This window comes from Tenacibaculum pacificus (assembly GCF_027941775.1).
GTDB classification, from domain to species: Bacteria; Bacteroidota; Bacteroidia; order Flavobacteriales; family Flavobacteriaceae; genus Polaribacter; species Polaribacter pacificus_A.
Genome location: NZ_CP115917.1, coordinates 2,585,295 through 2,611,565 on the forward strand (window position 1 = coordinate 2,585,295; position 26,271 = coordinate 2,611,565).

Genomic DNA, 26,271 nt, shown 5'->3' on the forward strand with positions numbered 1-26,271 from the left:
TAAAGTATGGACACTAAAGAATTACTAAAAAAAGTTCGTAAAATAGAAATTAAGACACGTAGGTTGTCTAATCATATTTTTGGAGGAGAATACCACTCAACCTTTAAAGGACGTGGTATGACTTTTTCTGAAGTGCGCCAATATCAATATGGTGATGATATTAGAGCTATTGATTGGAATGTTACCGCACGTTATAACGAAGCTCATATTAAAGTTTTTGAAGAAGAACGTGAGCTAACTATGATGTTACTTGTTGATGTTTCTGGTTCTGAATCTTTTGGTACTTCTGAGCAATTTAAAAAAGATACCGTTACCGAAATTGCAGCAACACTTGCATTTTCTGCCACCAAAAATAACGATAACGTAGGTTTGATTTTATTTTCTGATAAAATGGAACTTTATATTCCTCCTAAAAAAGGAAAAAGTCATGTATTGCGAATTATTCGAGAATTAATCGAATTTAAACCAAAAAGCAAACAAACCAATATTAATGAGGCTTTAAAATTTTTATCAAGCATCACCAAAAAGAAAGCCATTGTTTTTGTGCTTTCGGATTTTATGGATGATGATTATGAACGTACTTTAAAACTTGTTGGTAAAAAACATGATGTAACTGGTATCAGAATTTATGATAAACATGATGAAGAAATTCCAAACTTAGGAATGGTACCAATGCAAGATGCTGAAACAGGAAATATACACTTGGTAAATACTAGTTCTAAATCTGTTAGAAATCAATACAAAGAAAATGCTTTACGATTAACCGATTATTTTGAAACAGCTTTCAAGAAAAGTGGCTCAGGTACTATTAATGCTAGAGCAGATGAAAGCTACGTAAAAAAATTATTAGGCTACTTTAAACAAAAATAAACATTGCTTATTTTAAATTGACAGCATAAAAAATGAGAAATACATTATTTTACATATTCTTACTGATATATTGCGTTGGTTTTTCACAATCAGACAAAGTACAGGTTGAAATTGATACTACTAATATTCGTATTGGTGAACAATTTCAATATAAAATTTCAGTAAATGAAACTGAAAATGTTATCATTCCGAGTTTAACGAATTTAAAAGGATTAGAAATTGTTGATTCTTTAAAAATTGAAAACATTAAAAATAAACTAGTTAAAAAATATATTTTAACTGGTTTTGATAGTGGAGCTTTTTACATTCCGCAACAACAAATTTTCATTAAAAATCAAGCTTATTTAACTGATAGTTTACTTGTTAACGTAGCTACAATTGCTATTGATACTACAAAAGCTCAAAAATTCCCTATTAAAGGAATCAAAACTGAAGGATATCAATATAATGATTTTGAACAGTATTTTTGGTGGGTAGTAGCATTACTTATTTTAATTGGAGCACTACTCTATTATTTTATTATCAGAAAGAAAAAAGAAATTAAAGAAGAAGTTATTGTTCCATTATTGCCTCCGTATGAAGAAGCTATTGAGAAATTACAAGCTTTAGATAAAAAATTATTGTGGCAAAATAATGAAATAAAAAAATACTATAGCGAACTAACAAATATTGTTAGAGGATATATTGAAAGAGAGTTAAAATTACCTGCTTTAGAAATTACAACCGATGAATTAATGGATGTTTTAAATGATTTTAACAATATAAAATCGATTGAAACAGATAAAGAAACCATCTATAAATTAAAAAAATTATTACAAGAATCTGATTTGGTAAAGTTTGCAAAATCAAAACCAATGGATTATGAAATTGAACAAGATCGTAAAGATGCTAAAAGCATTATCGATAATTTAAAACCTAAAAAAGAAGCAATAGAAGATGAAGTGGAATAACTTTGAGTTTCATAGTCCTGAATTTTTATGGTTGCTAATATTGATACCTTTATTGGCTTTTTGGAATTTTTATTCTAGAAAAAAAGACAGCGCACAATTAACCATTTCAAGTGTAAAAGGATTTAAAATAAATGGTGGGATTTTACCAAAATTAAAACCATTATTATATATTTTCAGATTACTTGCATTAGCTTGTTTAATCGTTGGTTTAGCAAGACCCAGAAATGTAGCCGTAAGTAAAAAAACAAAATCGAATAAAGGAATTGATATTGTTATGGCAATTGATGTATCTGCAAGTATGTTGGCGAAAGATTTAAAACCAAATCGATTAGAAGCCCTTAAAAAAGTCGCTGTTGATTTTGTTAATCAAAGACCAAATGATAGAATCGGAATTGTAGTTTATGCTGGTGAAAGTTTTACTCAAACACCTATTACTAGTGATAAAGGAATTGTAAAAAGAACAATTTCCGAAATTAAATGGGGTCAATTAGATGGCGGAACAGCTATTGGAATGGGCTTAGGTTCTGCCGTAAATCGATTAAAAGAAAGTAAGGCTAAAAGTAAAGTGATTATTCTTTTAACCGATGGTGTAAATAATGCTGGTTTTGTAGATCCAAACACCGCAACCGAACTGGCAAAAGGAAACGGAATTAAAGTATATACAATTGGTATTGGTACAAATGGAATGGCTCCTTTTCCTTGGGCAAAAGACCCTAGAACTGGAAAAATCTCTTTTAGAAATCAACAAGTAGAAATAGACGAAAAACTATTAAAAAATATCGCAAAAGAAACCGATGGTAAATACTTTAGAGCAACCGATAACTCTAAACTAAAAGCCATTTATAGCGAAATAAATAAGCTTGAAAAAACAAAAATAGAAGAATTCAAATATTATAATTACACCGAAAATTATCGATTATTCGTATTTATTGCAGGTATCTTTTTATTATTAGAATTTTTATTAAAAAACACACTATTTAAAAGTTTTATATAAACATGTTATACCGATTAGAAGAACCGATATATTTTTGGCTATTTGCAATTATTCCGATATTAATTGTTGTTTTCTTATTTGTTTTATGGTGGAAAAAACGCACTCAAAAAAAGTTTACTAACGCTAAAATGTTAGCTAAAATTGCACCAAATTCATCTACTTTTAAATCGGTTTTAAAATTAATTTTCTTCTTAATAGGAATTTCTTTTTTAATTATTTCGTTGGTAAATCCTAAAATGGGAACAAAACTGAAAACCGTAAAAAGAGAAGGTGTTGATGTAGTTTTTGCTTTGGATGTTTCTAAAAGTATGTTAGCAGAAGATATTGCTCCAAACAGGTTAGAAAAAGCAAAACAAATCATTTCAAAAATTATTGATAAATTAGGTAGCGACAGAGTTGGTATTATTATTTATGCAGGAAATGCGTATCCGTTATTACCAATTACTACAGACCATGCATCAGCTAAAATGTTTTTACAAAATGCCAATCCTGATATGGTTTCAAGCCAAGGAACAGCAATAAATGAAGCCTTAAATTTAGCTAAAACCTATTATAATAATGATGAACAAACGAATCGTTTTTTAATTATTATTTCTGATGGAGAAGATCATCAAGAAGAAACAAAACAACTTGCTCAAAATATTTCAAATGAAGGCGTAAAAGTATACACCATTGGTGTTGGAACAGAAAAAGGAGCTCCAATTCCGATAAAAAGAAACGGCGCACTAGTTGGTTATAAAAAAGATAATCAAGGACAAACGGTTATAACCAAAAGAAAATCGGATGTTTTACAAGATATTGCTGAAGCTTCCGAAGGAAAATATATGGATGGAAATAAAACTTCAAATCCTGTAAATGCTATCGAAAAAATTATAACGAATGCTCAAAAAAGTGAATTTGAAACCAAACAATTTTCTGATTATAAAGATCAGTTTCAATGGTTTTTAGGTATCGGATTACTATTTTTAATTATCGATTTATTTTTCTTCGAAAGAAAAACAAAATGGGTTAAAAAAGCAGATTTGTTTAACGAAAAAGAGTCGTAACGGCAATTTTATAGAAAATGAAACAACCAAAAAATATACTATTTGTACTTTTTATACTGATGACTATACAGGCATCCGCACAAATAGACACGTTAAAATTACAGCGAGAAGCAAGAGTTTTATTACGTAAAGGAAATAAGCTTTACAACAAACAAAAGTTTGATGATGCTAGTATTTTATATCGTAAAGCTTTAGATAAAAATAGTACTTACGATAAAGCAAGTTATAATTTTGGTAATACTTTATATCAGCAAAAAAAATACAAAGAGGCTGTAGAACAATTTGAAGTTACTGCTAAGACATCAACAGATAAATTATCAAAAGCAGCAGCATATCATAATATAGGAAATGCTATGATGGAGCAAAAACAGTATCAACCTGCTATTGATGCTTATAAAAATGCCTTACGTAAAAATCCGAATGACGATGAAACACGTTATAACCTTGCTATTGCTAAAAAGAAATTAAAGAAAGAACAGCAAGATAAAAAGGATAACAAAGACAATAAAGATAAGAAAGACGACAAAGAAAATAAAGACAAGGATAAAAAAGATAAAGACAAAAAAGGCGACGACAAAGATAAAAAGGATAAGAAAGAAGACGATAAAAATAAAGAGAAAGAAAAGGACAAAGACAAGGAAAAAGAAGGCGACGATAAAGATAAAAAAGAGCAAGAGAAGAATCAGGATAAGAAAGATGATCCGAAAAAAGACGATAAAAAGCCACAGCCTAAACAGGCAAAAATGTCTCCTCAGCAAATGAAACAGTTGTTGGAAAGCTTAAATAATGAAGAGAAGAAGACTCAAAAGAAAATGAATGTGAAAAAATCGAAAGGAAAAAAAGTAAAACAAGAAAAAGATTGGTAATTTTCCAACTTTTAAAACCTTACTAATTTTTACGTTTTTAAAAATGAATATGAAATTAAAACTATACATATCTTTATTAATCTGTTTTATAACATTTACTATTAATGCACAAGAATCAGCATTAAAAACAACAGTTAGTAAAAATAAATTAGGTGTTAATCAACGTTTACGTATTGAATTTACCATTAGCCAACAAGGAGCTGATAACTTTACGCCTCCTAACTTTAAAAATTTTAAAATTGTTGGAGGACCTAGTCAATCGGTTAGTCAATCTTGGATAAATGGTAAAGTATCCTTTAAAAAATCATATACATATATTATTCAACCAAAACGAAAGGGAGAATATAATATACCATCTGCAACCATAGAAATAGATGGAGAAATAGTAAAATCAAACACAATAAAAGTTATTGTTTTAGGTGCTGTTGAAATTCCTAAAGATCCTAATGACCCTAATTATATCGCACAACAAAATATCCATTTAGTTGCCGAACTTTCAAAGTCTCAACCTTATGTTGGTGAAGATATTTATGTTGAATATCGATTGTATTTTAGTGAAAATATAGGTATTTATGACAATGCAATAACCAAAGCTCCACAATATAATGGGTTTTGGAATCAAGAAATTAAAAGAAACGGAACACCTGTCAAAATAGGTACATATAATAATGAACGATATCGATATGCAGTAATGCATAAAGCTTTATTAGTACCTACAAAAGATGGAAAATTAACCATAGATCCTATGAAAATGGATATTGTGGTGGCTGTTCCTACAGGTCGTGCTGATTTTTTTGGAAACGTAATTACAAAACAAGTTCGTAAAGAGTTTTATTCTGCAAAAAAAGTAGTAAACGCTAAACCTTTACCTCTTGAAAATAAACCTGAAAATTTTACGGGTGCAGTAGGTGAATTTAATTTTAATGTTTCTTTAAATAAAAACACTTTAAAAGCAAATGAATCTTCTCTAATAAAAGTAAGTGTTAGCGGTAAAGGAAATTTAAAATTATTTGAACTTCCGAAGATAGAAACTCCTAAAGAGCTTGAGGTTTATCAACCTGAAAGAAAAGAAAATGTTAGTGTTACTTCAAGTGGATTAAGAGGTTCTATTAATGATATTTATACTGTAGTTCCTGAATATAAAGGAAAATATAAAATTCCGAAAACAAGTTTTTCTTATTTTAATCCGAAGGAAAAAACCTATAAAACTATTACTACCCATGATTTATATGTTGATGTTTTAGAAGGAAAAACCTTACCTACTCCAAAATTAAACACAGAAAATAAACAAGAAGTAAAAATTACTGGAGATGATTTTAAATATATTCAAACTTCAACAAGCTTTGAATCTTTCAAACATTTTGATTTTTTCAAGTCTATACTCTTTTATATTTTATTATTGTTGCCAATATTAGCCATTCCTGTTAGTATTTTTATCCAAAAGAAAAAAGAAGAACGAGATGGAGATATTGTTGGTAATAAATTACGAAAAGCAGATAAACTTGCTAAAAAATATTTATCAGAAGCGGCAAATGAATTAGGAAATAAAGATCCTTTTTATGAAGCCTTAGAAAGAGCTTTGCATAATTATTTAAAAGCAAAACTTGGCATAGAAACAACTGATATCAATAGTGAAAAAATAACTCATTTACTAGAAGAAAAAGAAGTTCAAAATACAACAATAACAAGCTTTATTGAAGTATTACAAAATTGTGATTTAGCAAGATATACGCCAATTACAAACGTACAAATGAAAGAAGAGTACGAAAAAGCAAAACAAGTAATTACACAATTAGACAAGCAATTATAATGAAACAACTTATTGTACTAATATTGTTTTTTATCTCCAATATTTTATTAGCTCAAACTACTGATGAACTGTTTGTAAACGCCAATAATCTATATAAAGAAGGAAAATATGTAGATGCTATTAAATTATATAAACAACTTGAAACAACTGAAAATGTTTCATCAGAATTGTATTATAATTTAGCAAATACCTATTATAAATTACATAAAGTAGCGCCTTCTATTTATAATTATGAAAAAGCAATTCAATTAAATCCATTAAATGAAGATGCTAAAAATAATTTAATCATCGCAAAACGTTTAACTTTAGATAGAATTGAAGAGTTACCGCTTACTTTTCTTCAAAGGATAAATAAAAATTTATTGCAAAAATTCACTTATAATACTTGGGCGATATTTGTAATTCTGCTTTCTTTTTTAGCTAGTGTTTTATTTATATTATATTATTTTTCATACACTCCGAACAAAAAAAGATTGTTTTTTATAACTAGTACTATTTCTTTTTTACTATTAATTATCACTTTAAGTATTACTTATTCACAGTATAATCAATCAAAAAACAAGATTGAAGCTATTGTATTCTCAGAAGAAGTTAACGTAACAAATGCACCTACTAAAGATGCTAACGAGCTATTTACTTTACATGAAGGGACAAAGGTTAAAGTTATTGATACTGTTGATAATTGGAATAAAATTAAACTATCTGACGGAAAAACAGGATGGATTATTAATAATAATATTAAGCTGTTAAATAATTTTTAAAGGAAAATTTTAACAATAATTAAATAAAGCTTTCTTAAATTTGCATTTCAATTTAAAAAAAAACTTTGAAAGTAAAAATTGCACTTTTTTTCTCAATATTATTCATGAGCCTAATTGTTGCGCCTACAATTATTACTTTAATAGATGATAATCAGGATATTTCATATTTTTTTGATTTAACAGAAGAAGAAGAAAATAATACTAAAGAAGGTTTAAAAGAATTAAAGATATATTCAAATATTGATGTAAATATATTTTTCAAAAAAATTAAAAAAAGAAAAAATGTAATTTTTAACTCTAAAAACTACACTTCTCTTTATTTAAAAATTAGTACTCCACCACCCGAACTACCAACTCTTTTGTAGTATCAAAATTATTTATTTTTTATTAAAAACCCCTAGGTATATAAACTCAGGGTAAAAATCACGTATATATGTTTAAAAATATTAAGAACGATTTACCAGCAAGTGTAGTCGTATTTTTTGTCGCACTTCCTTTATGTTTAGGTATTGCTTTAGCAAGTGGAGCACCACTTTTTTCTGGATTAATTGCAGGAATTATTGGAGGAGTTGTAGTAGGAGCTTTAAGTGGCTCTAAAATAGGAGTTAGTGGTCCGGCAGCAGGTTTAGCTGCAATTGTATTAACTGCTATTGGTACTTTAGGTGGCTATGAAAACTTTTTAGTTGCCGTAGTTTTAGGAGGTATTATTCAGGTTATTTTTGGTTTTTTAAAAGCAGGAATTATTGGGTATTATTTTCCTTCATCAGTAATTAAAGGAATGTTAACAGGTATCGGTATTATCATTATTTTAAAACAAATACCTCATTTTTTTGGATATGATGCCTCTCCTGAAGGTTCTGATAGTTTTATAGAAGCATCTGGAGAAAACTCTTTTACAGCAATTTTTAATATTGTTGATAATATTAATTTAGGTGCTACAATAATTGGTTTTATTGGGTTAGCAATATTATTACTTTGGAGTAATGTTTTATCTAAAAAAGGAAAAATATTTCAAATAATACAAGGTCCTTTAGTAGCGGTTGTAGCAGGTATTGTATACTATTTTGTTACCATTCAAAACTCTAAATATGGTATTAATTCAGCACACTTAGTAAGTGTTCCTGTACCAGATAGTTTAGATTCTTTTTTAGGTCAATTTAGTTTTCCTAACTTTAGTGCTATTACAAATCCACAAGTTTGGGTTACTGCTTTTACTATTGCTTTAGTAGCAAGTTTAGAAACATTATTATGTGTTGAGGCATCTGATAAAATAGACCCAGATAAAAATGTAACACCAACAAATAGAGAATTATTAGCTCAAGGAACAGGGAATATCATTTCTGGACTTATTGGTGGTTTACCAATTACACAAGTTATCGTAAGAAGTTCTGCTAATATTCAATCTGGTGGAAAAACTAAATTAGCTACAATAATTCACGGATTTTTATTATTAATTTCTGTTATTTTAATTCCAACTTTATTAAATAAAATTCCACTATCTGTTTTAGCAGCAATCTTATTAGTAGTAGGTTATAACTTAGCGAAACCAAAAGTGTTTAAAGAAATATTTCAATTAGGTTGGAAGCAATGGATTCCTTTTACAGTAACTGTTGTTGGTATTGTTTTTGCTGATTTATTAGTAGGAATTGCTTTAGGTTTAATGGTAGGAATTATAGTTATTTTAATTAAAAGTTTTCAAAACTCTCACTTTTTACACATTGAAGATAAAAGTAATGGTAAGCATCGAATTAAAATGACACTTGCTGAAGAAGTAACCTTCTTTAATAAAGGTGCTATTTTAAAAGAATTAGATAGTTTACCTAGAGAAACTCATTTAGAATTAGATGTTAGAAAAACTAGATATTTAGATAATGATATTATAGAAATTTTAGAAGATTTTGCCTTTAAAGCAAAAGAACGAAATATAGATATTCAATTAATTTCAGAACGAGGTGTTGTAGAAAATCCTCCTAGTTATATTGAATTCTTCAATTTAAGAACTAAAAAAACAGCTTAAAAAACATATTAAAAAAAGCATTATTTTAACACTTGTTCTTTTTAACAAATGTTAAATAAAAAATATAAAAGACGATTTTAAAAACTAAAAATATGCCACATAGAAATAAAGCAATAACAAAAGATGTACAAGATAAATTAACACCAATGATTGTGTTACAAGATTTTATTGAAGGAAATTCTCGTTTTATTAGAGATGAAGTTCATACAATAGATCATAAAGCATTAATTACACAAACAACAGATGGACAACACCCAAAAGCAATTGTACTTTCATGTATCGATTCTAGAGTTCCTGTTGAATTAATTTTTGATCAAACTATTGGTGATGTTTTTGTTGCTAGAGTTGCTGGAAACTTTGAAAATACTGACATTTTAGGAAGTATGGAATACTCTTGTAAAGTTGCAGGAAGTAAATTAGTTTTTGTGTTAGGACACGAAAGCTGTGGAGCTGTAAAAGCTGCCTGTGATCATGTAGAACTAGGAAATATCACATCAATGTTAGATAATATTCAACCTGCAGTTAAAAAATCTGAAGAAGAAATTTCAGGAGATCATAATTCATCTAATAGCGATTTTGTTAATAAAACAATTGAAAACAATGTTCAATTAACAATTGAAAGAATTAGAGAAAAAAGTCCTATTTTAAATGAAATGGAACAAAATGGAGAAATTAAAATTGTTGGTGGTGTTTACCATATTAGTACAGGAAAAGTAGCTATGTTATAATTTTTAAAAAACATATAAAATAAAAAACCGAGATAGATATCTCGGTTTTTTTATGCCTTTATTTTTATTCCGCTATTTTATCATCCTTAATTATAGAAGGAAAAATTATAGGAGCTATTTTTTTAACAGGTTTGTATAAAATAGATTCTTCTAAATTTTCTTGCTTTACAAAAGGAATCGTGTCATTCATTTTTCCGAAGAAAATAAAAGCTACACTTAATATTAATCCAATTTTTAAAGCTCCAAAAACACCACCTAATATTTTATTTAAAATACCTAAAGAAGCAAAATCGGCTATTTTAGTTAACACTTTTCCTAACAAAGCAATTACTATTATAATTACAACAAATGTAGCTGCAAAAGCAGTTAATGAAATATATTTTTCATCCCAAGTAACACTGTCTTTTAACCAATCGGAAATGAAATAAGAAAAATGCATTGCTCCATAAACTCCAGCAATTAATGCTACTAAAGAAGCTACTTCAACAAACAATCCTTTCATTATTCCACGTACAAAACCAAAAAGTAAAAGTGTTGCTATTATAATATCAAAAGTATTCATATGTTTAAAAATAAAGATTATAAAATATCATTTTAAAAGATCAACACATATTTAAATTTATTATACGTGTAAATTCTATATCAAATATACATAACTCAGTTGTATCTTTGTATATTCAAAAAAATATAGATGACCAAAGAAGTTAACTTAAAGGAAAAATGGGATTTTGTGATAAAAAATTTATCAGATCAATTTGCAGATGGTGATGAGTTAAATGTCGATGCAGTTATTTATTTAATTGGAGTACAAGAATTAGGGCAAGGACAAAGACTATTTAAAAAAGATGAAAAAGTAAACTTAATGCATATTGCAATATGTAAACTTTTAGAACCTTACGGATATTATGAATTTGACTTCTTTGACGAAGATGGTTGGCCACATTACAAAACCTTAACAGAATTACCAAGTTTAAAAGCAGGTGAACAATCTGTTTTAATAAAAGAAGCAATTGTTAATTACTTTGAATTAATTGATTTTTTTAAAGTATAAAACATTGTAAAACTACTTTATTAACCAATACTAAATTATCTTTTTAAGAATAAAAGACAACCACTATTTTCATAAAATAAGAAAAATAAAATAAAATGTGGTACACTTCTTGGATAGATGTTAGTAAATGACTAGTTTTAAATATTAATTCAACTTTTTAAAATATACTAATGAAAAAATTACTGTCGCTATTAATATTTGCCACTTCAATAGTTAGCGCTCAATATACTATTAAAGGTACAATGACGCCACCTGAAAAAAGTGACTGGGTCTATTTACATAAATTACAAGGTGCTAAACCTAAGTTTATTAGTAATACTACTATAAAATTAAATACAATTGTTGTTGCTGGTGAAAAGCAAGTATTAGGTAAATTTGAATTTATTTTACCTGAAGATACAAAACCTGGTGCCTATAGAGCAACTTATAGAAATAAAGGAGCTGGGTTTGTTGATTTCTATTTTAATAAAGAAAATATAGAGTTTATATTTAACCCTAAATACCCAAATCAATCAGTAGTTTTTACAGCTTCTAGAGAAAATAAATTATATATAGAATATTTGCAAGCTTATGCTTTAATACAAAATAAAATTGATGAGAATCAAATTGATTATATTCAAAATGGAAATAAAGAGAATAAAAAAGCCTATAAAATAGCTGTAAAGAAGCTTCAAGATGTACAAAATATTTATGAAAATAAATCAGACGGTATGTTGGTTAATAATTTTATAGAAGCATCACAACGTTATAATCCATCAAGTCCTATTGATAATATGGATGAATATCTTTCGTCTACTGTAAATCATTTTTTTAAATATATAAATTTTAAAAATGATGCTTTATATAACTCTTCTTTTTTAGTAGATCGTATTGCTGATTACGTTTTTTACTTAAACTATTCTGAAAATAAAAAACTACAACAAAAATTACTTAAAGAATCAATTACTAAAGTAATGGGTAAACTTTCTGGTGTTGAATTAAAAAAATCAGTAACAGAGTTTTTAATTACTTCTTTAGCTGACAAACGCGATGGTGAAACAGTAGATTGGTTATTTGAAAAATACTATGATAAATTACCAGAAGATGAAATTAATGCTGAATTTAAAAAAGAAAAATTACAATTATTAAATGCTACCATTGGTAGAATAGCACCTGATTTTTCAATGGAAAGAAGAAGGTGAAAAATTAAAGTTATCGACCTTAGATGATGGTGAAAAATATTTATTAATATTTTGGAGTACTGCCTGTCCTCACTGTGTTAAAGATATTCCAGAATTACATACAATAATGCAAAAATATTCTAAAGTATCTGTGGTTTCTTTTGCTGTTGAAAAATACAAAGTTAATGATTGGGACCAATTTGTAATAAACTTACCGTATTGGCATAATGCAATGGGAACACATCCTGAATATAAATGGGATAATGAAACTATACAGAAATATAATTTATTAGCTACACCATCTTATTTTGTTTTAGATAAGGATAAAAAAATAATTGCTGTACCTAATGATTTAGCTGATGTCAAAAAATATTTTGATAATCTTCAAGAAGAAGAATCTGAAGAAGAAGAGTAAAATAATACTTTTCATACAATAAAAAAATCCTGATAAATTTTATCAGGATTTTTTGTTTTAAAAATATAGAAATGCATCTTCTATATGATGAATATTAAAACCTTCTTTACTTTTTAAAATTGCGATAATATCAAATCGAATTTCAACATCTAAATCTTTTTGATTTACATAATTATCAATTGCATAAACCAATAATTTTATTTTCTTCGGATTTACAAAATTTTGCGGATTACCAAAATAAGAACTAGATCTTGTTTTAACCTCAACAACAATTAAAGTATCTAATTTTTGAGCGATAATGTCAACCTCAGCCTTTTTAAATCGATAATTTTTCTCAACAATAATATATCCTTTATTTTGTAAATATTCGATAGCTAACTGTTCACCTTTTTCTCCAAGATCGTTATGTTGTGCCACTACTTAAATTTTACAGTTACTATTTTACCGATGCTATTTACTTCAACCATTCTTCCCATAATTAAAGCTCTGTTATCAGGTTCATGACCTGCAGGAAAATTAAATATAACAGGAATCTCTTTAGGAATCAAATCTAAAATTAATTGCTCGATAGAACTTCCCCAAGGTGTTGAATTTTTTTTAACCTTAGTCATATCACCTACAATAACACCACTTACTTTTGTAAAATATCCTGCACGTTTTAAACTTTGTAACATTCTATCAATCGAATATTTGTACTCCCCTATTTCTTCAATAAATAACACTTTATTTTCTGTTGATATTTGACTATCCGACCCTAACATCGATGCTAAAATAGCAATATTACCACCAACTAATCCTCCTTTAAAACTTCCTAATTGATTGTATTTTGATGCAGAAATATTATAAGAAAGAGATTTTCCAAACAAAGTTTTTTTAAGCGATGCAATACTTTTTGCAATAACTTCGGGTTTATCTTGTAAACTTGTTCCCATTATTCCGTGAATCGTTTCTACACCTAAATTATGAATATGATTATGAAACGCTGTGATATCAGAATAACCAATTACCCATTTAGGATTTTCAATAAATTTAGAAAAATCTAATTTATCTAATATTCTGACAGAACCATAACCGCCACGAGCCGACCAAATAGCTTTTATATTCGAATTATCTAAAGCATCTTGAAAATCTTGACAACGCTGTTCATCCGTTCCTGCAAAATGATGAGATTGATTAAACATATGTTTTCCGTAAACAACTTTTAACCCCCAACTTTCAGCTAATTTTTTGGCTTTATCAATAATATGTTTTCTGTTTTTTAAAATTCCTGCTGGAGCAATTATTGCGATTGTGTCGCCTTTTTGTAAAGATGGCGGCGTTATTAAATTCATAGTTGATGTTTGTGAAAAAGCTATAGATACGGTTAGTAAAAAAGATAGTATTGTTAAAATTCTCTTCAAAATAGTGTGTTATTTATCAATGTGGTTCAATTAAAAAGTATAATCTATGTAAATGTACCTATTTTATAACAGTTTAAAAAATTGCTTTTTCGTACTTTTGCGCTTTAATTTTAGCATAGAAAAATGACTACACCAAAAAGATATACAATTACAGCGGCATTACCTTATACAAACGGTCCTATACATATTGGACATTTAGCAGGTGTATATGTTCCTGGAGATATTTACTCACGTTTTTTACGTGGAAAAGGAAAAGATGTTGCTTTTATTTGCGGATCTGATGAGCATGGTGTAGCAATACCAATGCGTGCAAAAAAAGAAGGTGTTACTCCACAACATATTATTGATAAATATCACGGAATTATTAAAAAATCATTTGTTGATTTTGGTATTTCTTTTGATAATTATTCTCGTACATCTTCTGAAATTCATCATAAAACAGCTTCTGAATTTTTCACAAAATTATATAATGATGGAGAATTTATTGAAGAAGTTACAGAACAATTATACGATGCTGAAGCTAATCAATATTTAGCTGATCGTTTTGTGGTTGGAACTTGTCCAAAATGTGGAAATGAAGAAAGCTATGGTGACCAATGTGAAAAATGTGGAACAAGCCATAATGCAACAGATTTAATCAATCCTAAATCGGCAATTACAGGAAATGTTCCTTCTTTAAAAGAAACAAAACACTGGTTTTTACCTTTAGATAAACACGAAGATTTTTTACGTAAATGGATTTTAGAAGGTCATAAAAGCGATTGGAAACCAAACGTTTTAGGGCAATGTAAATCTTGGATTGATGACGGATTACGTCCAAGAGCCGTAACTCGTGATTTAGATTGGGGAATTCCTGTTCCTGCTGAAGGAGCTGACGGAAAAGTATTATATGTTTGGTTTGATGCTCCTATTGGTTATATTTCATCTACCAAAGAATGGGCTGCTCGTGAGGGTAAAAACTGGGAAGATTATTGGAAAAAAGACGATACTAAATTAGTACACTTTATCGGAAAAGATAATATTGTATTTCACTGTCTTATTTTTCCATCAATGTTAAAAGCTCATGGAGATTATATTTTACCTGAAAATGTACCTGCCAACGAATTTTTAAATTTAGAAGGTAATAAATTATCAACATCTAAAAATTGGGCAGTTTGGTTGCATGAATATTTAGAAGATTTTCCTAATCAGCAAGATGTTTTACGTTACACTTTAACGGCAAACGCTCCTGAAAGTAAAGATAACGATTTTACTTGGAAAGATTTTCAAGCAAAAAATAATAATGAGTTAGTCGCTATCTTCGGAAACTTTATAAACCGTGTAGTTGTTTTAACTAACAAATATTATGAAGGAAAAGTACCTGTTGCGGGTGATTTATCAGAAGTTGATGAAGATACTTTAGCCACTTTAAAAGAGTTTCCGAATGTAATTGCTAAATCAATTGAGCGTTACCGCTTTAGAGAAGCATCTCAAGAATTAATGAATTTAGCACGTTTAGGTAATAAATATTTAGCCGATGAAGAGCCTTGGAAAATGATTAAGGTTGATGCAGAACGCACTAAAACAATTATGAATGTAGCTTTACAAATTGCTGCTGGATTAGCTATTTTATCAGAACCTTTTTTACCTTTTACTTCAACAAAATTAAAATCAATTTTAAATATTGATACCGCTTTAACTTGGAATGATGTATCAGAAAAAGAAGTTTTAATTTCAGATAATCATCAAATTAACGAAGCAGAATTATTGTTTTCTAAAATTGAAGATGTTGAAATTGAAAAACAATTAGCAAAATTAGAAGCTACTAAAAAAGCAAATGAAGCTGAAAACAGAGTTCTTGAGCCTCAAAAAGAAACCATTGAATTTGATGATTTCACAAAAATAGATATCCGTGTAGGAACTATTACTGCTGCCGAAAAAGTAGCAAAAACGAAGAAGTTATTAAAACTTACTGTTGATGTTGGGCTTGATACTAGAACAATTGTTTCGGGTATTGCTGAAAGTTTTAAACCTGAAGATATTATTGGACAACAAGTTTCTGTAGTTTGTAACTTAGCTCCTCGTAAATTAAAAGGAATAGAAAGTCAAGGTATGATTTTAATGATTGATACGCCTGATGGTAAACTTGCATTTGCACAACCTTCTGAAAAGGTAACAAACGGAGAGTTTATATCTTAAATAAAAATAACATTTTAGTATATTTGAAACCTCACTTTTAAAAAGTGAGGTTTTTTTATCTCAAATAACTACGCTATGCAACTCATAAATTATATAATTTCTCGCTGTAAAATTTCTTTAAAATCGATTCAAAGTACTATTGAATTATTAAATGAAGATTGTACTATTCCTTTTATTGCTCGTTACAGAAAAGAAAAAACTGGTAATTTAGATGAAGTTGAAATCGGTTTAATAGTCGAATTAAAAGAGCAATTTGAAATCCTTGAAAAAAGAAAAAAACAATCATAAAAGCCATTGAAGAACAAGATGCTTTAACCGATGAACTAAAAAATAAGATTGATAAAACAGAAAATATTACTGCTTTAGAAGACATTTATCTTCCTTATAAAAAGAAACGAAAAACAAAAGCCGAAACTGCTCGTAAAAACGGATTAGAACCTTTGGCAAAAATGATACTAAGTCAGCGTATAAATGACTTAAATTTTACTGCATCAAAATATAAAAACAACGAAGTTTCATCCGAAGAAAAAGCCTTAGAAGGCGCACGACATATTATATCAGAATGGATAAATGAACGCACCGATGTTCGAAATAATATTCGTAAAGAATTAGCACGTTTTTCTGTTATCAATACTAAAGTTGTAAAAACAAAAAAAGAAGAAGAAAACGCGCAAAAATTTAAAGATTACTTTGATTGGAATGAAAGTTTTAGTAGAATTCCTTCTCATAGATTTTTAGCTATTCTTCGTGCCGAAAAGGAAGGTTTTATCAGAATAAAAATTGATATAGATAACGAAAGAGCAATTCAAAAAATAGAAAATAGTATTATTCGTTCTCAAAATAATTGTAGTCAACAAATTGAATTAGCTATTTCCGATGCTTATAAACGTTTATTATTAACCGCTTTAACAAATGAAGCAATGGTAATTGCTAAAGAAAAAGCTGATGAAAGTGCAATAACAGTATTTACAAAAAACTTACAACAACTTTTATTAAGTGCTCCGTTAGGCGAAAAACGAATTTTAGCAATTGACCCAGGTTTTAGGTCGGGCTGTAAAGTCGTTTGCTTAAATAAACAAGGCGATTTATTACAAAATGATACTATTTATCCACATGCACCGCAACATAAATCTGACGAAGCGATACAAAAAATAAGTGCTTTAGCTGAAAAACATAACATTGAAGCCATTGCAATTGGTAACGGAACTGCATCAAGAGAAACGGAACAGTTTATCAAAAAAATAGCTTTTAAAAATAATATTTCGGTTTTTGTTATTAGTGAAGCTGGAGCATCAATTTATTCGGCTTCAAAAATTGCTAGAGATGAATTTCCTGATTACGATGTTACCGTTCGTGGTGCAATTTCTATTGGTCGTAGATTGGCTGATCCGCTTGCGGAATTAGTTAAAATTGATGCAAAATCGATTGGTGTAGGACAATATCAACGTGATGTAGAACAAGGAAAACTAAAAAAATCATTAGATATCGTTGTTGAACATTGTGTAAATAAAGTAGGCGTAAATATAAATACGGCTAGTGTTTCGTTATTAAGTGCAGTTTCTGGAATTGGTACAAAACTAGCCGAAAATATTGTAAATTATCGAAATGAAAATGGCGCTTTTAAAAACAGAACTGCTATAAAAAAAGTTCCTCGTTTAGGTGGAAAAGCTTTTGAACAATCCGCAGGTTTTTTACGTATTAAAAATGGCGATAATCCTTTAGATAATTCGGCTGTCCATCCTGAGCGTTATGCTTTGGTCAAAAAAATGGCTAAAGATTCTGGCAATAAAATCATCGATTTAATAGGAAATAACTCGGTTTTAAAACAATTGAAATTACAGCAATATATTACCGATTCTTACGGATTACCAACCCTTCAGGATATTGTAAAAGAATTAGAAAAACCTGGCTTAGATCCTCGAGAAAAAGCGAAAGAATTTAGTTTTAACGAACATGTTAAAACAATTGATGATTTAAAAACAGCAATGATTCTTCCTGGAATTATCAACAATATTACAAATTTTGGTTGTTTTGTCGATATCGGAATTAAAGAAAGTGGTTTAGTTCATGTTTCTAATCTTTCAAATACTTTTGTGAAAGATATTAATGAACATGTTACTTTAAATCAGCATGTACAAGTAAAGGTTTTAGAGGTCGATGTAACAAGAAAACGCATTCAACTTTCTATGAATTTCTAATATTTTTTAAAAGATAAAATAAATAATTATTAGAAGCAATTTCCCGCTTTCCGCACTCGCTTTTTTTTGAAGAAAAATCAAAAAAAGAGCTCAAACAAATGCTACAATCGGGGCTAGAAATTTGTACATATTTTTAAATTCTTAGATAATTTTAAAATCATAAGTTATCAAATAAAAACACCCAAAAACGTTTAAATTTTTGGGTGTTTTTTATATCAAAAAAACGATATAATTTAATTTATAGTTGAAGAACCTAATAATTCGGTAGCTTCTAAAACAATCATATATGCATTTGGATCGTGCTTTTCAACAAGATTTTTAAGCGTCATAATTCTGTTTTTGTTTATCGATAAAAATATTATATTTCTTTGATTTGATTGTGATAAGTTATTTCCTTGTATTAAAGTTCCTGAAATCCCCATTTTAGAAGCAATTACCATATTTAACGCATCTAAATCATCCGAAGCAATATGTACAATTTTGTTTTGTTTACGTCCTGTAACTACTAAATCTATAAATTTACTTGCTACAAAAATACTTAGCATTGCCCACAAAGCAAGTTCTAAATCTTTAAAAACAAGTGCCGATAAAAGAACGATACATATATCTAAAGTTAAAATTACAGTACCTGGTTTAAAATCGTATTTATCTTTTAAAATACGAGCAATAATGGCACCTCCACCTGCAGAAGCATCACCTTTAAATATAAGTCCAATACCTAAACCTACACATGCACCTCCGTAAATTGTTGATAATAATGTGTTAGTACTTAAAGCAGGAAATTGTATAACTTCTCTAAATAAATCAACATATGTAGCTAATGAAGCAATAGAAATCATGGTTCTAAAAGCAAAACGTTTTCCAATATACTTTATCCCTACTAAAATTAATGGAGCATTTAATAATAGTAATAATATTCCTATCGGAATGTTAGATATATAATTTAAAATAATTGATAAACCCGAAGTACCTCCCGTTGCAATTTTATTTGGTGCTAAAAAACCAACTACTCCAATTGCTAAAATTAAACTACCACTAAGTATAAAAAGATAATTTTTTAACTCATTTTTAAGTTTCTTCCCGTTCATTTTATTCCATTTTAAGTGACAAAAGTACTCTTAATATAAAAAAACAGAATGTATTTATGATGTTTTTAATCTGAAAAAATCAAATTAAGGTTATATTTAACTATAAGTTTACATAGCATATCAATTTAAAAAAACTTGTTATTTTACGAATTATTTATTTTTAATATATCAAAAATTAAGACTTATTACCTAACATTAAAAAATCACTTACTATAACTTCGGTTACATATCTTTTTTCACCTGTAGCATTTTCATAAGAGCGTGAGGTTAATCTTCCTTCAATCATCACTTCTTTTCCTTTAGTGAAATATTTTTCAATAATTTCTGCAGTTCTATTCCAAGCTATTAAATTATGCCACTGTGTATCAACTATTTTTTCGCCTGCCGAATTTTTATAAGATTCATTAGTTGCTATTGAAAATTTAGCTAATTTTTTACCACTTTCTAAAGTAATAATTTCAGGGTCATTACCTAAGTTTCCTATTAATTGCACTTTATTTTTTAACTTATTCATTATCTTTTATATTTATCTTTAAATTAAAAATTATAACTCAAATTAATTAATACTGCAAAGATGAAGTACATTACAAATTACAAACGGTTAGTAATCATTTGTTTTCGTTTGTAAATGAATGTAAATGTTTAATTATTTTTAATACTTTTGTTATCAGTGGATTATAATATATTCTGATAAAAAACTTATGAGTGATAAAAAATGTTTAGAATGTAACGAAAAAGTAATTGGAAGAATTGATAAAAAATTTTGTTCTGATTATTGCCGAAATACGTATAATAATAAAGTAAATAAAGAGAGTAAAAATTTAATCAGAAATACAAATAATCGACTACGTAAAAATCATAAAATACTTACCGATTTAAACATATCAGGAAAAACAAAAGTTAGCAGACGTAAACTATTTGATAAAGGGTTTGATTTTAAATTTATCACTTCATTATACACCACCAAAACAGGAAATACCTACTACTATGTATATGACCAAGGGTATTTAGTTTTAGATACTGAACTTTACTTATTAGTAAAACAAGATTAAACTAAAAAAAGCCTTTAATTATTAATAATTAAAGGCTTTTTTTATAGTATTTTTTAATTTTTAGTCTATATGAGATACACGTAAGGTATTCACCATACCTTTTGCTTGTACAGGCATTGATGATAGATTAATCATAAAATCACCTGCTTTTACAAAACCTTTTTCTTTTGCTATTTCATTAATATCTTCAAGCGTATCGTCAGTACTTAAATCTCTATCATAATAAAAGGCTCTAACTCCCCATAAAAGATTTAATTTACCAAGTATTCTTTTTTCAGATGAAAAAGCTAATACATGTGATTTTGGTCGCCATGCAGAAACTTGAAAAGCCGTATAACCACTATTTGTTAAAGTTGTAATAGCAGAAGCTTTCATATCATCAGCCATTAAAGCAGCGTGATGGCATACTGATTTTGTTATAAATCTATTAGTACGAATATGCGGAGCTTCTTGTGGAACTTTTATTAAGCTAGAATACTCAACACTTTCAATAATTTCAGTCATCTTTTTGATAACTTTTAAAGGATGTTTACCTACTGATGTTTCACCAGAAAGCATTACTGCATCTGCCCCATCCATAATTGAATTTGCTACATCGTTTACCTCAGCTCTTGTTGGAACAGCGTTTTCAATCATTGTTTCCATCATTTGCGTAGCAATAATTACAGGAATTCTTGCTTGCTTAGCTCTTCTAACTAACATTTTTTGAATTAAAGGAACGTCTTGCATAGGTACTTCTACACCTAAATCTCCACGAGCAACCATTAATCCATCGCAATATGGAATTAAAGCATCAATATTTTCAACAGCTTCAGGTTTTTCAATTTTAGCAATTACAGGAACTCTATATCTTGATTTCTGCTTAATTAAATCACGTAAAATACGTAAATCTTCAGGAGTTCTTACAAAAGATAATGCAACCCAATCAACTTCTTGTTCTAAAGCAAAAGTTACATCACGCTTATCTTTTTCAGTTAATGCAGGTAAAGAAATGTTTGTATTTGGTAAATTAACCCCTTTTTTTGATTTTAAAGCACCACCAACAATTACTTTGGTAACTACTTCTGTATTTTTATCTGTAGAAATAACTTCAAATAATAATTTACCATCATCAACTAATATTTGCTCTCCTACTTTTACATCCTGAGGAAAACGTTGATAAGTCATAAAGGCTTTTTCATTTGTTCCTTTACATTCTTCAGTAGTAAAAGTAAAAGTATTACCTTCTTTTACCTCTACATCATCGTTCATAACACCTACTCTTAACTTAGGACCTTGTAAATCTGCTAAAATTGCTAGGTTATAACCTTTTTCTTCATTAATTTCTCTAATATCACGAATACGCTCTTTTACGTTATCATAATCAGCATGAGAAAAATTAACTCTAAAAACATTAACTCCAGCAGTTGCCATTTCAGTTAAAATTTCTTTTGTATTGATTGCAGGCCCTAAGGTTGCTACAATTTTTGTTTTTTTGTTGTGTGGCATAATTTAAAATATTAAAAAATCTTTCGACTTTAAGGATTCAACCTCTACTTCGTATGAGGTTATAATTTGGGGTATATTATTTATTACTTCAATTGTTTTCACAATATGTTCAATATCAAAACCGCTTTCTATTTTTAAAAAAAAATCTATTTTTTGTTTTTCGGGTACAAGATATCTGACAGAATAATTTTGTTCAAAAAGACTTGTTTTTACTGTTTTATTATTAAGTTTATAAACATTAGCTATTAAAAACCAATCATAACCTAATTCTGTATTAGTATATTCATATACAGTATAAAAAGATGTATTATTCTTTTCAGTAAAATCTAAATTGTAAGCAGCCTGACTAAACTTTATATTTAAGTCTCTATTTAGTAAATAGGCTAATTTATATTCATTTAGCATTGTATGAATACCTATTAAAGTATAATCATTAATAGATAATTCATTAATATTTAATGCATGAGTAACCATAAAACAATTATTTGTTTATGGCTAAATTACTAAATGTATATAAATATAATGTGAATTTTAAGAAAACGTTTTATTCCTAATGTTAAGAATTTTCCATTTGGGTTTGCATAGCAAAATATGCTCTATTAGCAGCTATTTCTTGTGCTTTTTTCTTTGAAGTTGCTCTTCCTTTAGCTACAACCTTACCTTCAATATTAAGGGTTACACTAAAATATTTTGTATTTTGATTACCAGAATCTTCAAATGATTCAAATTTATACTTCTTTTTATTCTTCTGACACCACTCAATAACGTATCCTTTATAACTAGATATTTTACCTTCTAATCGTTCAATGTCTACATATGGTAATATTACCTGTTCGTAAATAAATTGATGACAATAATTATAACCTCTATCTAAATAAATAGCACCGACTAAAGCTTCAAAAATATTGCCGTAAAGATTATTACTAATATTCTCATCAGGCATATTACTTTTTACAAATCGAAATAAATTTAAATCTTTACCCAAAGTATTTAGGTGCGATCTACTCACTACCTTAGATCGCATCTGTGTTAAATACCCTTCGTCTCCTGCTGGAACTTTTTTATATAAATAAGACGCCATTACAGACCCTAAAATTGCATCGCCTAAAAATTCTAAGCGCTCATAATTAATAGGATTTCCTTTTTTATCAACTAATTTTAAAGACCTATGTGTAAAAGCTTTTTTATAGTGTGAAAGCTTTATTGGTTTAAAATTAAGCAGTTCTTTTAACTCGTAGTAAAATTTTTCATCCTCTTTATTCTGGGGTTTAACGATTCTACGAAGAAAATTCATATATGATTAATCTAATTTTCTAAAAGCTACACAAGCGTTATGCCCACCAAAACCAAATGTATTACTCATTGCTATTTTAATGTCTCTTTTCTGAGGCTTATTTAACGTTAAGTTTAAATCAGGATTAATATTTTCATCTGGGTTTTCATGATTAATTGTTGGAGGAATAATACCATATTCCATTGCTAATATAGCAGCAATAGATTCAATAGCTCCTGCAGCGCCTAATAAATGACCTGTCATAGACTTAGTTGAATTTATATTCATAGTCTTAGCATGGTCTCCAAAAACTTCAGAAATAGCTTTTAACTCGGCAACATCACCTAAAGGAGTCGAAGTTCCATGAGTATTAATATGGTCAACATCCTCTGGTTTTAAGCCAGCATTTTCAAGACAGTTTTTCATTACAGCAATAACACCAATTCCTTCAGGATGTGGTGCAGTCATATGGTAAGCGTCAGAAGACATACCTCCACCAATAACTTCTGCATAAATTTTAGCTCCACGAGCTTTAGCATATTCGTATTCTTCTAATACAAGTGCTCCTGCTCCTTCTCCTAAAACAAATCCATCACGTTCACTATCAAAAGGTTTTGATGCTGATTTATGATTTTCATTATTAGTAGAAAGTGCGTGCATTGCGTTAAATCCACCAACACCTGCTTGTGTAATAGCTGCTTCACTACCACCTGTTACAATTACATCACAATATCCTAATCTGATATAGTTTAAAGCATCAATCATCGCATTTGCTGATGATGCACACGCAGATACTGTTGTATAATTAGGTCCCATAAATCCATTTTTAATAGAAATATGACCTGGTGCAATATCAGCAATCATTTTAGGTATAAAAAATGGATTAAATCTTGGTGTACCGTCTCCAGCACCAAAATTCATAGCCTCATTTTGAAAAGTTTCTAAACCTCCAATACCAGCTCCCCAAATAACACCTACTCTTAATTTATTTATTGTGTCTAGGTCTAGCTTTGAATCTGTAATAGCTTCATCAGCAGCAACTACTGCATATTGCGTAAACCTATCCATTTTACGTGCATCTTTCCTATTTATGAAATCTGTTACGTTAAAATCTTTTAACTCACATGCAAAACGAGTTTTGAACTTGGCAGCATCGAAATTCGTTATAGGCGCTGCTCCGCTAACTCCGTTAACTAAGCTATTCCAATATTCTTCTTTATTATTTCCTATTGGCGTTAATGCGCCAAGTCCAGTTACTACAACTCGTTTTAATTGCATATGAATTTTATATAATTATTATTTTTTAGCTTCTTCAATATAGCTAACTGCCTGACCTACAGTTCCGATGTTTTCTGCTTGATCGTCTGGAATTTGGATATCAAATTCTTTTTCGAATTCCATGATTAATTCAACAGTATCTAAAGAATCTGCTCCTAAATCATTTGTGAAGCTTGCTTCGTTAGTTACTTCGTTATCGTCTACTCCTAATTTGTCTACGATAATTGCTTTTACTCTTGATGCTATGTCTGACATAATTTGTTTGTTTTTAAATTTAAAGTCGAGGCAAAAATACAAATCTTAACTATTAATTCTAACTTTTGCTCAAAAATGTGGTGTTTAATATTAAAAAAAAAATGAATATTTTGCTACAAACACCGTGGTTGTTAATAATAATGCTTTTTTTTGTAGTAACAAAATAACATATTTAAAGATGAAACGTATCGTAATTCTTGCTTCAGGTTCGGGTAGTAATGCCGAAAATATTATTAAATACTTTCAAAAAAGTAAAATTGCTACTGTTACTCATGTACTATCTAACAATCAGCACGCCAAAGTTTTTGACAGATGTGAACGCTTAAATATTGATGCTTCTTTGTTTGATAAACAAGCATTTACCGAAGATGACACTGTTTTATCTTTTTTACAAGTAGAAGCTGACATAATTATACTTGCTGGTTTTTTATGGCGAATTCCTGCTAAAATAGTAACTGAATTTCCTAATAAAATTATAAATATTCATCCTGCTTTACTACCAAAATATGGTGGAAAAGGTATGTACGGTATGAATGTTCATAAGGCTGTAAAAGAAAATAATGAAACCGAAACAGGTATTACAATTCATTATGTAAATGAAAATTATGATGAAGGTGCTATTATTTTTCAAGCCAAAACAGCTTTAACTTCTTCAGATTCGTCAGAAGATATTGCTGATAAAATTCATATTTTAGAGCAAGAGCATTTTCCTAAAGTTATTGAAGAGCTAATTTTAAAAAATGGCTAAAAAAAATATTACGTTGTTTGGAAAGGTAAAAAAACAGGTATTTACACATCTTGGAATGATTGTAAAAAACAAATAACAGCTTTTCAAGGAGCAGAATACAAGGCTTTTATCGATAAAAAACAAGCAGAAATTGCTTTTACAAAAACTTATAACGATTATAAAGGAAAGGATACCAAAAAAGTTGTTTTATCTGCTAAAGAAAAAGCAACTTATGGAACACCCAATTTAGAAAGTATTTCTGTAGATGCTGCTTGTGCAGGAAATCCTGGAATTATGGAATACAGAGGCGTACTAACTAAAAGTAAAAAAGAAATTTTTAGGCTAGGACCTTTTAAAAAAGGCACCAATAATATTGGCGAATTTTTAGCTTTAGTACATGGAATTGCACTTTTGAAAAATAAAAAAATGGATAATTATCCTATTTATTCTGACTCTAGAATTGCTATGAGCTGGGTTCAAAAAAAACAATGCAGAACAAATTTAGCTTTTGATGCTAGTAATCAAGAAATTTTAAACTTGATAAAACGTGCCGAAAAATGGCTTAAAGAAAATACATATAAAAATCCAATATTAAAATGGGAAACAAAGGCTTGGGGAGAAATACCTGCAGATTTTGGACGAAAATAAAATAACCGAGCAAAAACT

General features: G+C 28.6%; 26 protein-coding genes and 2 pseudogenes. 18 read left to right on the forward strand and 10 right to left on the reverse strand.

What is annotated here, in order from left to right; all coding sequences use genetic code 11:
• Positions 1-6 precede the first annotated feature (6 nt).
• The 10 genes from PG913_RS11780 (at position 7) to PG913_RS11825 (ending at position 10,042) form a co-directional block, all read left to right on the forward strand.
• Positions 7-870, forward strand: a complete 864-nt coding sequence (locus PG913_RS11780; RefSeq protein ID WP_271230878.1) for a DUF58 domain-containing protein — start codon at positions 7-9, stop codon at positions 868-870.
• Positions 871-902: 32 nt separating this feature from the next.
• The gene (locus tag PG913_RS11785) at positions 903-1,820 is read left to right on the forward strand and encodes a BatD family protein (protein ID WP_271230879.1); all 918 of its coding nucleotides are present in this window, start codon (positions 903-905) and stop codon (positions 1,818-1,820) included.
• Complete coding sequence (locus PG913_RS11790) at positions 1,807-2,814, forward strand: vWA domain-containing protein (protein WP_271230880.1); 1,008 nt, start codon at positions 1,807-1,809, stop codon at positions 2,812-2,814. Before PG913_RS11785 ends, PG913_RS11790 begins: the two co-directional genes overlap by 14 nt.
• A 2-nt stretch (positions 2,815-2,816) precedes the next feature.
• Positions 2,817-3,860, forward strand: coding sequence for a vWA domain-containing protein (locus tag PG913_RS11795; RefSeq protein WP_271230881.1), 1,044 nt, complete (start codon positions 2,817-2,819; stop codon positions 3,858-3,860).
• A gap of 17 nt (positions 3,861-3,877) precedes the next feature.
• Positions 3,878-4,726, forward strand: coding sequence for a tetratricopeptide repeat protein (locus PG913_RS11800; RefSeq protein ID WP_271230882.1), 849 nt, complete (start codon positions 3,878-3,880; stop codon positions 4,724-4,726).
• Between the two features lie 43 nt (positions 4,727-4,769).
• Positions 4,770-6,536: a BatD family protein gene (locus PG913_RS11805; RefSeq protein ID WP_333780761.1), complete on the forward strand. Its 1,767-nt coding sequence runs from the start codon at positions 4,770-4,772 to the stop codon at positions 6,534-6,536.
• Entirely contained in the window at positions 6,536-7,297 is a 762-nt protein-coding gene (locus PG913_RS11810; protein WP_271230883.1) for an SH3 domain-containing protein, read from the forward strand. Before PG913_RS11805 ends, PG913_RS11810 begins: the two co-directional genes overlap by 1 nt.
• 65 nt (positions 7,298-7,362) lie before the next feature.
• Positions 7,363-7,662 carry a hypothetical protein gene (locus PG913_RS11815; RefSeq protein ID WP_271230884.1) on the forward strand — a complete coding sequence of 100 codons (300 nt, stop codon included), beginning with the start codon at positions 7,363-7,365 and terminating at the stop codon, positions 7,660-7,662.
• Positions 7,663-7,730: 68 nt separating this feature from the next.
• A complete protein-coding gene (locus PG913_RS11820) occupies positions 7,731-9,314 on the forward strand; it encodes a SulP family inorganic anion transporter (protein ID WP_271230885.1) in 1,584 nt (527 codons plus the stop codon).
• Positions 9,315-9,406: 92 nt separating this feature from the next.
• Positions 9,407-10,042 (forward strand): carbonic anhydrase family protein, encoded by a 636-nt coding sequence (locus tag PG913_RS11825; protein WP_271230886.1) that lies wholly within the window; start codon positions 9,407-9,409, stop codon positions 10,040-10,042.
• Positions 10,043-10,106: 64 nt separating this feature from the next.
• Here the strand turns inward: PG913_RS11825 and PG913_RS11830 are convergent, their stop codons facing one another.
• On the reverse strand, positions 10,107-10,604 hold the full coding sequence (locus tag PG913_RS11830) for a CvpA family protein (protein ID WP_271230887.1): 498 nt from the start codon (positions 10,602-10,604) through the stop codon (positions 10,107-10,109).
• Positions 10,605-10,733: 129 nt separating this feature from the next.
• On the opposite strand from PG913_RS11830, the gene PG913_RS11835 reads away from it, so the two are divergent.
• The 3 genes from PG913_RS11835 (at position 10,734) to PG913_RS11845 (ending at position 12,668) form a co-directional block, all read left to right on the forward strand.
• A complete protein-coding gene (locus PG913_RS11835) occupies positions 10,734-11,093 on the forward strand; it encodes a hypothetical protein (RefSeq protein WP_271230888.1) in 360 nt (119 codons plus the stop codon).
• A gap of 170 nt (positions 11,094-11,263) precedes the next feature.
• Positions 11,264-12,274, forward strand: coding sequence for a DUF4369 domain-containing protein (locus tag PG913_RS11840; RefSeq protein ID WP_271230889.1), 1,011 nt, complete (start codon positions 11,264-11,266; stop codon positions 12,272-12,274).
• A 46-nt stretch (positions 12,275-12,320) separates the two neighbouring features.
• Entirely contained in the window at positions 12,321-12,668 is a 348-nt protein-coding gene (locus tag PG913_RS11845; RefSeq protein WP_271232177.1) for a TlpA family protein disulfide reductase, read from the forward strand.
• Positions 12,669-12,725: 57 nt separating this feature from the next.
• Here the strand turns inward: PG913_RS11845 and PG913_RS11850 are convergent, their stop codons facing one another.
• Both PG913_RS11850 and PG913_RS11855 read right to left on the reverse strand, forming a co-directional pair.
• Entirely contained in the window at positions 12,726-13,085 is a 360-nt protein-coding gene (locus PG913_RS11850) for a YraN family protein (RefSeq protein WP_271230890.1), read from the reverse strand.
• Positions 13,085-13,999 carry a S66 peptidase family protein gene (locus tag PG913_RS11855; RefSeq protein WP_271230891.1) on the reverse strand — a complete coding sequence of 305 codons (915 nt, stop codon included), beginning with the start codon at positions 13,997-13,999 and terminating at the stop codon, positions 13,085-13,087. The genes PG913_RS11850 and PG913_RS11855 overlap by 1 nt, the downstream gene beginning before the upstream one ends.
• 192 nt (positions 14,000-14,191) lie before the next feature.
• On the opposite strand from PG913_RS11855, the gene metG reads away from it, so the two are divergent.
• Entirely contained in the window at positions 14,192-16,246 is a 2,055-nt protein-coding gene (metG, locus tag PG913_RS11860) for a methionine--tRNA ligase (RefSeq protein WP_271230892.1), read from the forward strand.
• Positions 16,247-16,321: 75 nt separating this feature from the next.
• Positions 16,322-18,444, forward strand: a pseudogene (locus tag PG913_RS11865) (Tex family protein).
• Between the two features lie 233 nt (positions 18,445-18,677).
• On the opposite strand, the gene PG913_RS11870 reads toward PG913_RS11865, so the two are convergent.
• Both PG913_RS11870 and PG913_RS11875 read right to left on the reverse strand, forming a co-directional pair.
• Positions 18,678-19,532 carry a YitT family protein gene (locus tag PG913_RS11870; protein WP_271230893.1) on the reverse strand — a complete coding sequence of 285 codons (855 nt, stop codon included), beginning with the start codon at positions 19,530-19,532 and terminating at the stop codon, positions 18,678-18,680.
• Between the two features lie 175 nt (positions 19,533-19,707).
• Complete coding sequence (locus PG913_RS11875; protein ID WP_271230894.1) at positions 19,708-20,046, reverse strand: single-stranded DNA-binding protein; 339 nt, start codon at positions 20,044-20,046, stop codon at positions 19,708-19,710.
• A gap of 187 nt (positions 20,047-20,233) precedes the next feature.
• Between PG913_RS11875 and PG913_RS11880 the strand changes: the two genes are divergently transcribed.
• Entirely contained in the window at positions 20,234-20,584 is a 351-nt protein-coding gene (locus PG913_RS11880; RefSeq protein WP_271230895.1) for a hypothetical protein, read from the forward strand.
• Positions 20,585-20,644: 60 nt separating this feature from the next.
• Here PG913_RS11880 and pyk read toward each other — a convergent pair whose 3' ends face one another.
• The 5 genes from pyk to PG913_RS11905 all read right to left on the reverse strand — a co-directional run bounded on the left by pyk (position 20,645) and on the right by PG913_RS11905 (position 24,878).
• Entirely contained in the window at positions 20,645-22,072 is a 1,428-nt protein-coding gene (pyk, locus tag PG913_RS11885) for a pyruvate kinase (protein ID WP_271230896.1), read from the reverse strand.
• Between the two features lie 3 nt (positions 22,073-22,075).
• The gene (locus PG913_RS11890; protein ID WP_271230897.1) at positions 22,076-22,546 is read right to left on the reverse strand and encodes an IPExxxVDY family protein; all 471 of its coding nucleotides are present in this window, start codon (positions 22,544-22,546) and stop codon (positions 22,076-22,078) included.
• An 82-nt stretch (positions 22,547-22,628) separates the two neighbouring features.
• The gene (rnc, locus tag PG913_RS11895; RefSeq protein WP_271230898.1) at positions 22,629-23,366 is read right to left on the reverse strand and encodes a ribonuclease III; all 738 of its coding nucleotides are present in this window, start codon (positions 23,364-23,366) and stop codon (positions 22,629-22,631) included.
• Positions 23,367-23,372: 6 nt separating this feature from the next.
• Entirely contained in the window at positions 23,373-24,623 is a 1,251-nt protein-coding gene (fabF, locus tag PG913_RS11900) for a beta-ketoacyl-ACP synthase II (RefSeq protein WP_271230899.1), read from the reverse strand.
• A gap of 18 nt (positions 24,624-24,641) precedes the next feature.
• The gene (locus PG913_RS11905; protein ID WP_068702406.1) at positions 24,642-24,878 is read right to left on the reverse strand and encodes an acyl carrier protein; all 237 of its coding nucleotides are present in this window, start codon (positions 24,876-24,878) and stop codon (positions 24,642-24,644) included.
• 178 nt (positions 24,879-25,056) lie between these two features.
• Here PG913_RS11905 and purN point away from each other — a divergent pair, with 178 nt between their 5' ends.
• Positions 25,057-25,626 (forward strand): phosphoribosylglycinamide formyltransferase, encoded by a 570-nt coding sequence (gene purN / locus PG913_RS11910; protein WP_271230900.1) that lies wholly within the window; start codon positions 25,057-25,059, stop codon positions 25,624-25,626.
• Positions 25,627-26,253 (forward strand): annotated as a pseudogene (locus PG913_RS11915) (ribonuclease H1 domain-containing protein); the annotation flags it as partial.
• Positions 26,254-26,271: the final 18 nt, after the last annotated feature.

Excerpts from the sequence above, each read along its gene's own strand:
- PG913_RS11840 (WP_271230889.1), top strand. The coding sequence starts at position 11,264 with ATGAAAAAATTACTGTCGCTATTAATATTTGCCACTTCAATAGTTAGC.
- PG913_RS11805 (WP_333780761.1), top strand. The coding sequence starts at position 4,770 with ATGAATATGAAATTAAAACTATACATATCTTTATTAATCTGTTTTATA.
- metG (WP_271230892.1), top strand. The coding sequence starts at position 14,192 with ATGACTACACCAAAAAGATATACAATTACAGCGGCATTACCTTATACA.
- PG913_RS11875 (WP_271230894.1), bottom strand. The coding sequence starts at position 20,046 with ATGAATAAGTTAAAAAATAAAGTGCAATTAATAGGAAACTTAGGTAAT.
- rnc (WP_271230898.1), bottom strand. The coding sequence starts at position 23,366 with ATGAATTTTCTTCGTAGAATCGTTAAACCCCAGAATAAAGAGGATGAA.
- PG913_RS11795 (WP_271230881.1), top strand. The coding sequence starts at position 2,817 with ATGTTATACCGATTAGAAGAACCGATATATTTTTGGCTATTTGCAATT.
- PG913_RS11855 (WP_271230891.1), bottom strand. The coding sequence starts at position 13,999 with ATGAATTTAATAACGCCGCCATCTTTACAAAAAGGCGACACAATCGCA.
- PG913_RS11820 (WP_271230885.1), top strand. The coding sequence starts at position 7,731 with ATGTTTAAAAATATTAAGAACGATTTACCAGCAAGTGTAGTCGTATTT.
- PG913_RS11800 (WP_271230882.1), top strand. The coding sequence starts at position 3,878 with ATGAAACAACCAAAAAATATACTATTTGTACTTTTTATACTGATGACT.
- PG913_RS11785 (WP_271230879.1), top strand. The coding sequence starts at position 903 with ATGAGAAATACATTATTTTACATATTCTTACTGATATATTGCGTTGGT.
- PG913_RS11880 (WP_271230895.1), top strand. The coding sequence starts at position 20,234 with ATGAGTGATAAAAAATGTTTAGAATGTAACGAAAAAGTAATTGGAAGA.
- fabF (WP_271230899.1), bottom strand. The coding sequence starts at position 24,623 with ATGCAATTAAAACGAGTTGTAGTAACTGGACTTGGCGCATTAACGCCA.
- PG913_RS11870 (WP_271230893.1), bottom strand. The coding sequence starts at position 19,532 with ATGAACGGGAAGAAACTTAAAAATGAGTTAAAAAATTATCTTTTTATA.
- PG913_RS11810 (WP_271230883.1), top strand. The coding sequence starts at position 6,536 with ATGAAACAACTTATTGTACTAATATTGTTTTTTATCTCCAATATTTTA.
- PG913_RS11890 (WP_271230897.1), bottom strand. The coding sequence starts at position 22,546 with ATGGTTACTCATGCATTAAATATTAATGAATTATCTATTAATGATTAT.
- PG913_RS11905 (WP_068702406.1), bottom strand. The coding sequence starts at position 24,878 with ATGTCAGACATAGCATCAAGAGTAAAAGCAATTATCGTAGACAAATTA.
- PG913_RS11790 (WP_271230880.1), top strand. The coding sequence starts at position 1,807 with ATGAAGTGGAATAACTTTGAGTTTCATAGTCCTGAATTTTTATGGTTG.
- PG913_RS11830 (WP_271230887.1), bottom strand. The coding sequence starts at position 10,604 with ATGAATACTTTTGATATTATAATAGCAACACTTTTACTTTTTGGTTTT.
- PG913_RS11780 (WP_271230878.1), top strand. The coding sequence starts at position 7 with ATGGACACTAAAGAATTACTAAAAAAAGTTCGTAAAATAGAAATTAAG.
- PG913_RS11835 (WP_271230888.1), top strand. The coding sequence starts at position 10,734 with ATGACCAAAGAAGTTAACTTAAAGGAAAAATGGGATTTTGTGATAAAA.
- pyk (WP_271230896.1), bottom strand. The coding sequence starts at position 22,072 with ATGCCACACAACAAAAAAACAAAAATTGTAGCAACCTTAGGGCCTGCA.
- PG913_RS11825 (WP_271230886.1), top strand. The coding sequence starts at position 9,407 with ATGCCACATAGAAATAAAGCAATAACAAAAGATGTACAAGATAAATTA.
- purN (WP_271230900.1), top strand. The coding sequence starts at position 25,057 with ATGAAACGTATCGTAATTCTTGCTTCAGGTTCGGGTAGTAATGCCGAA.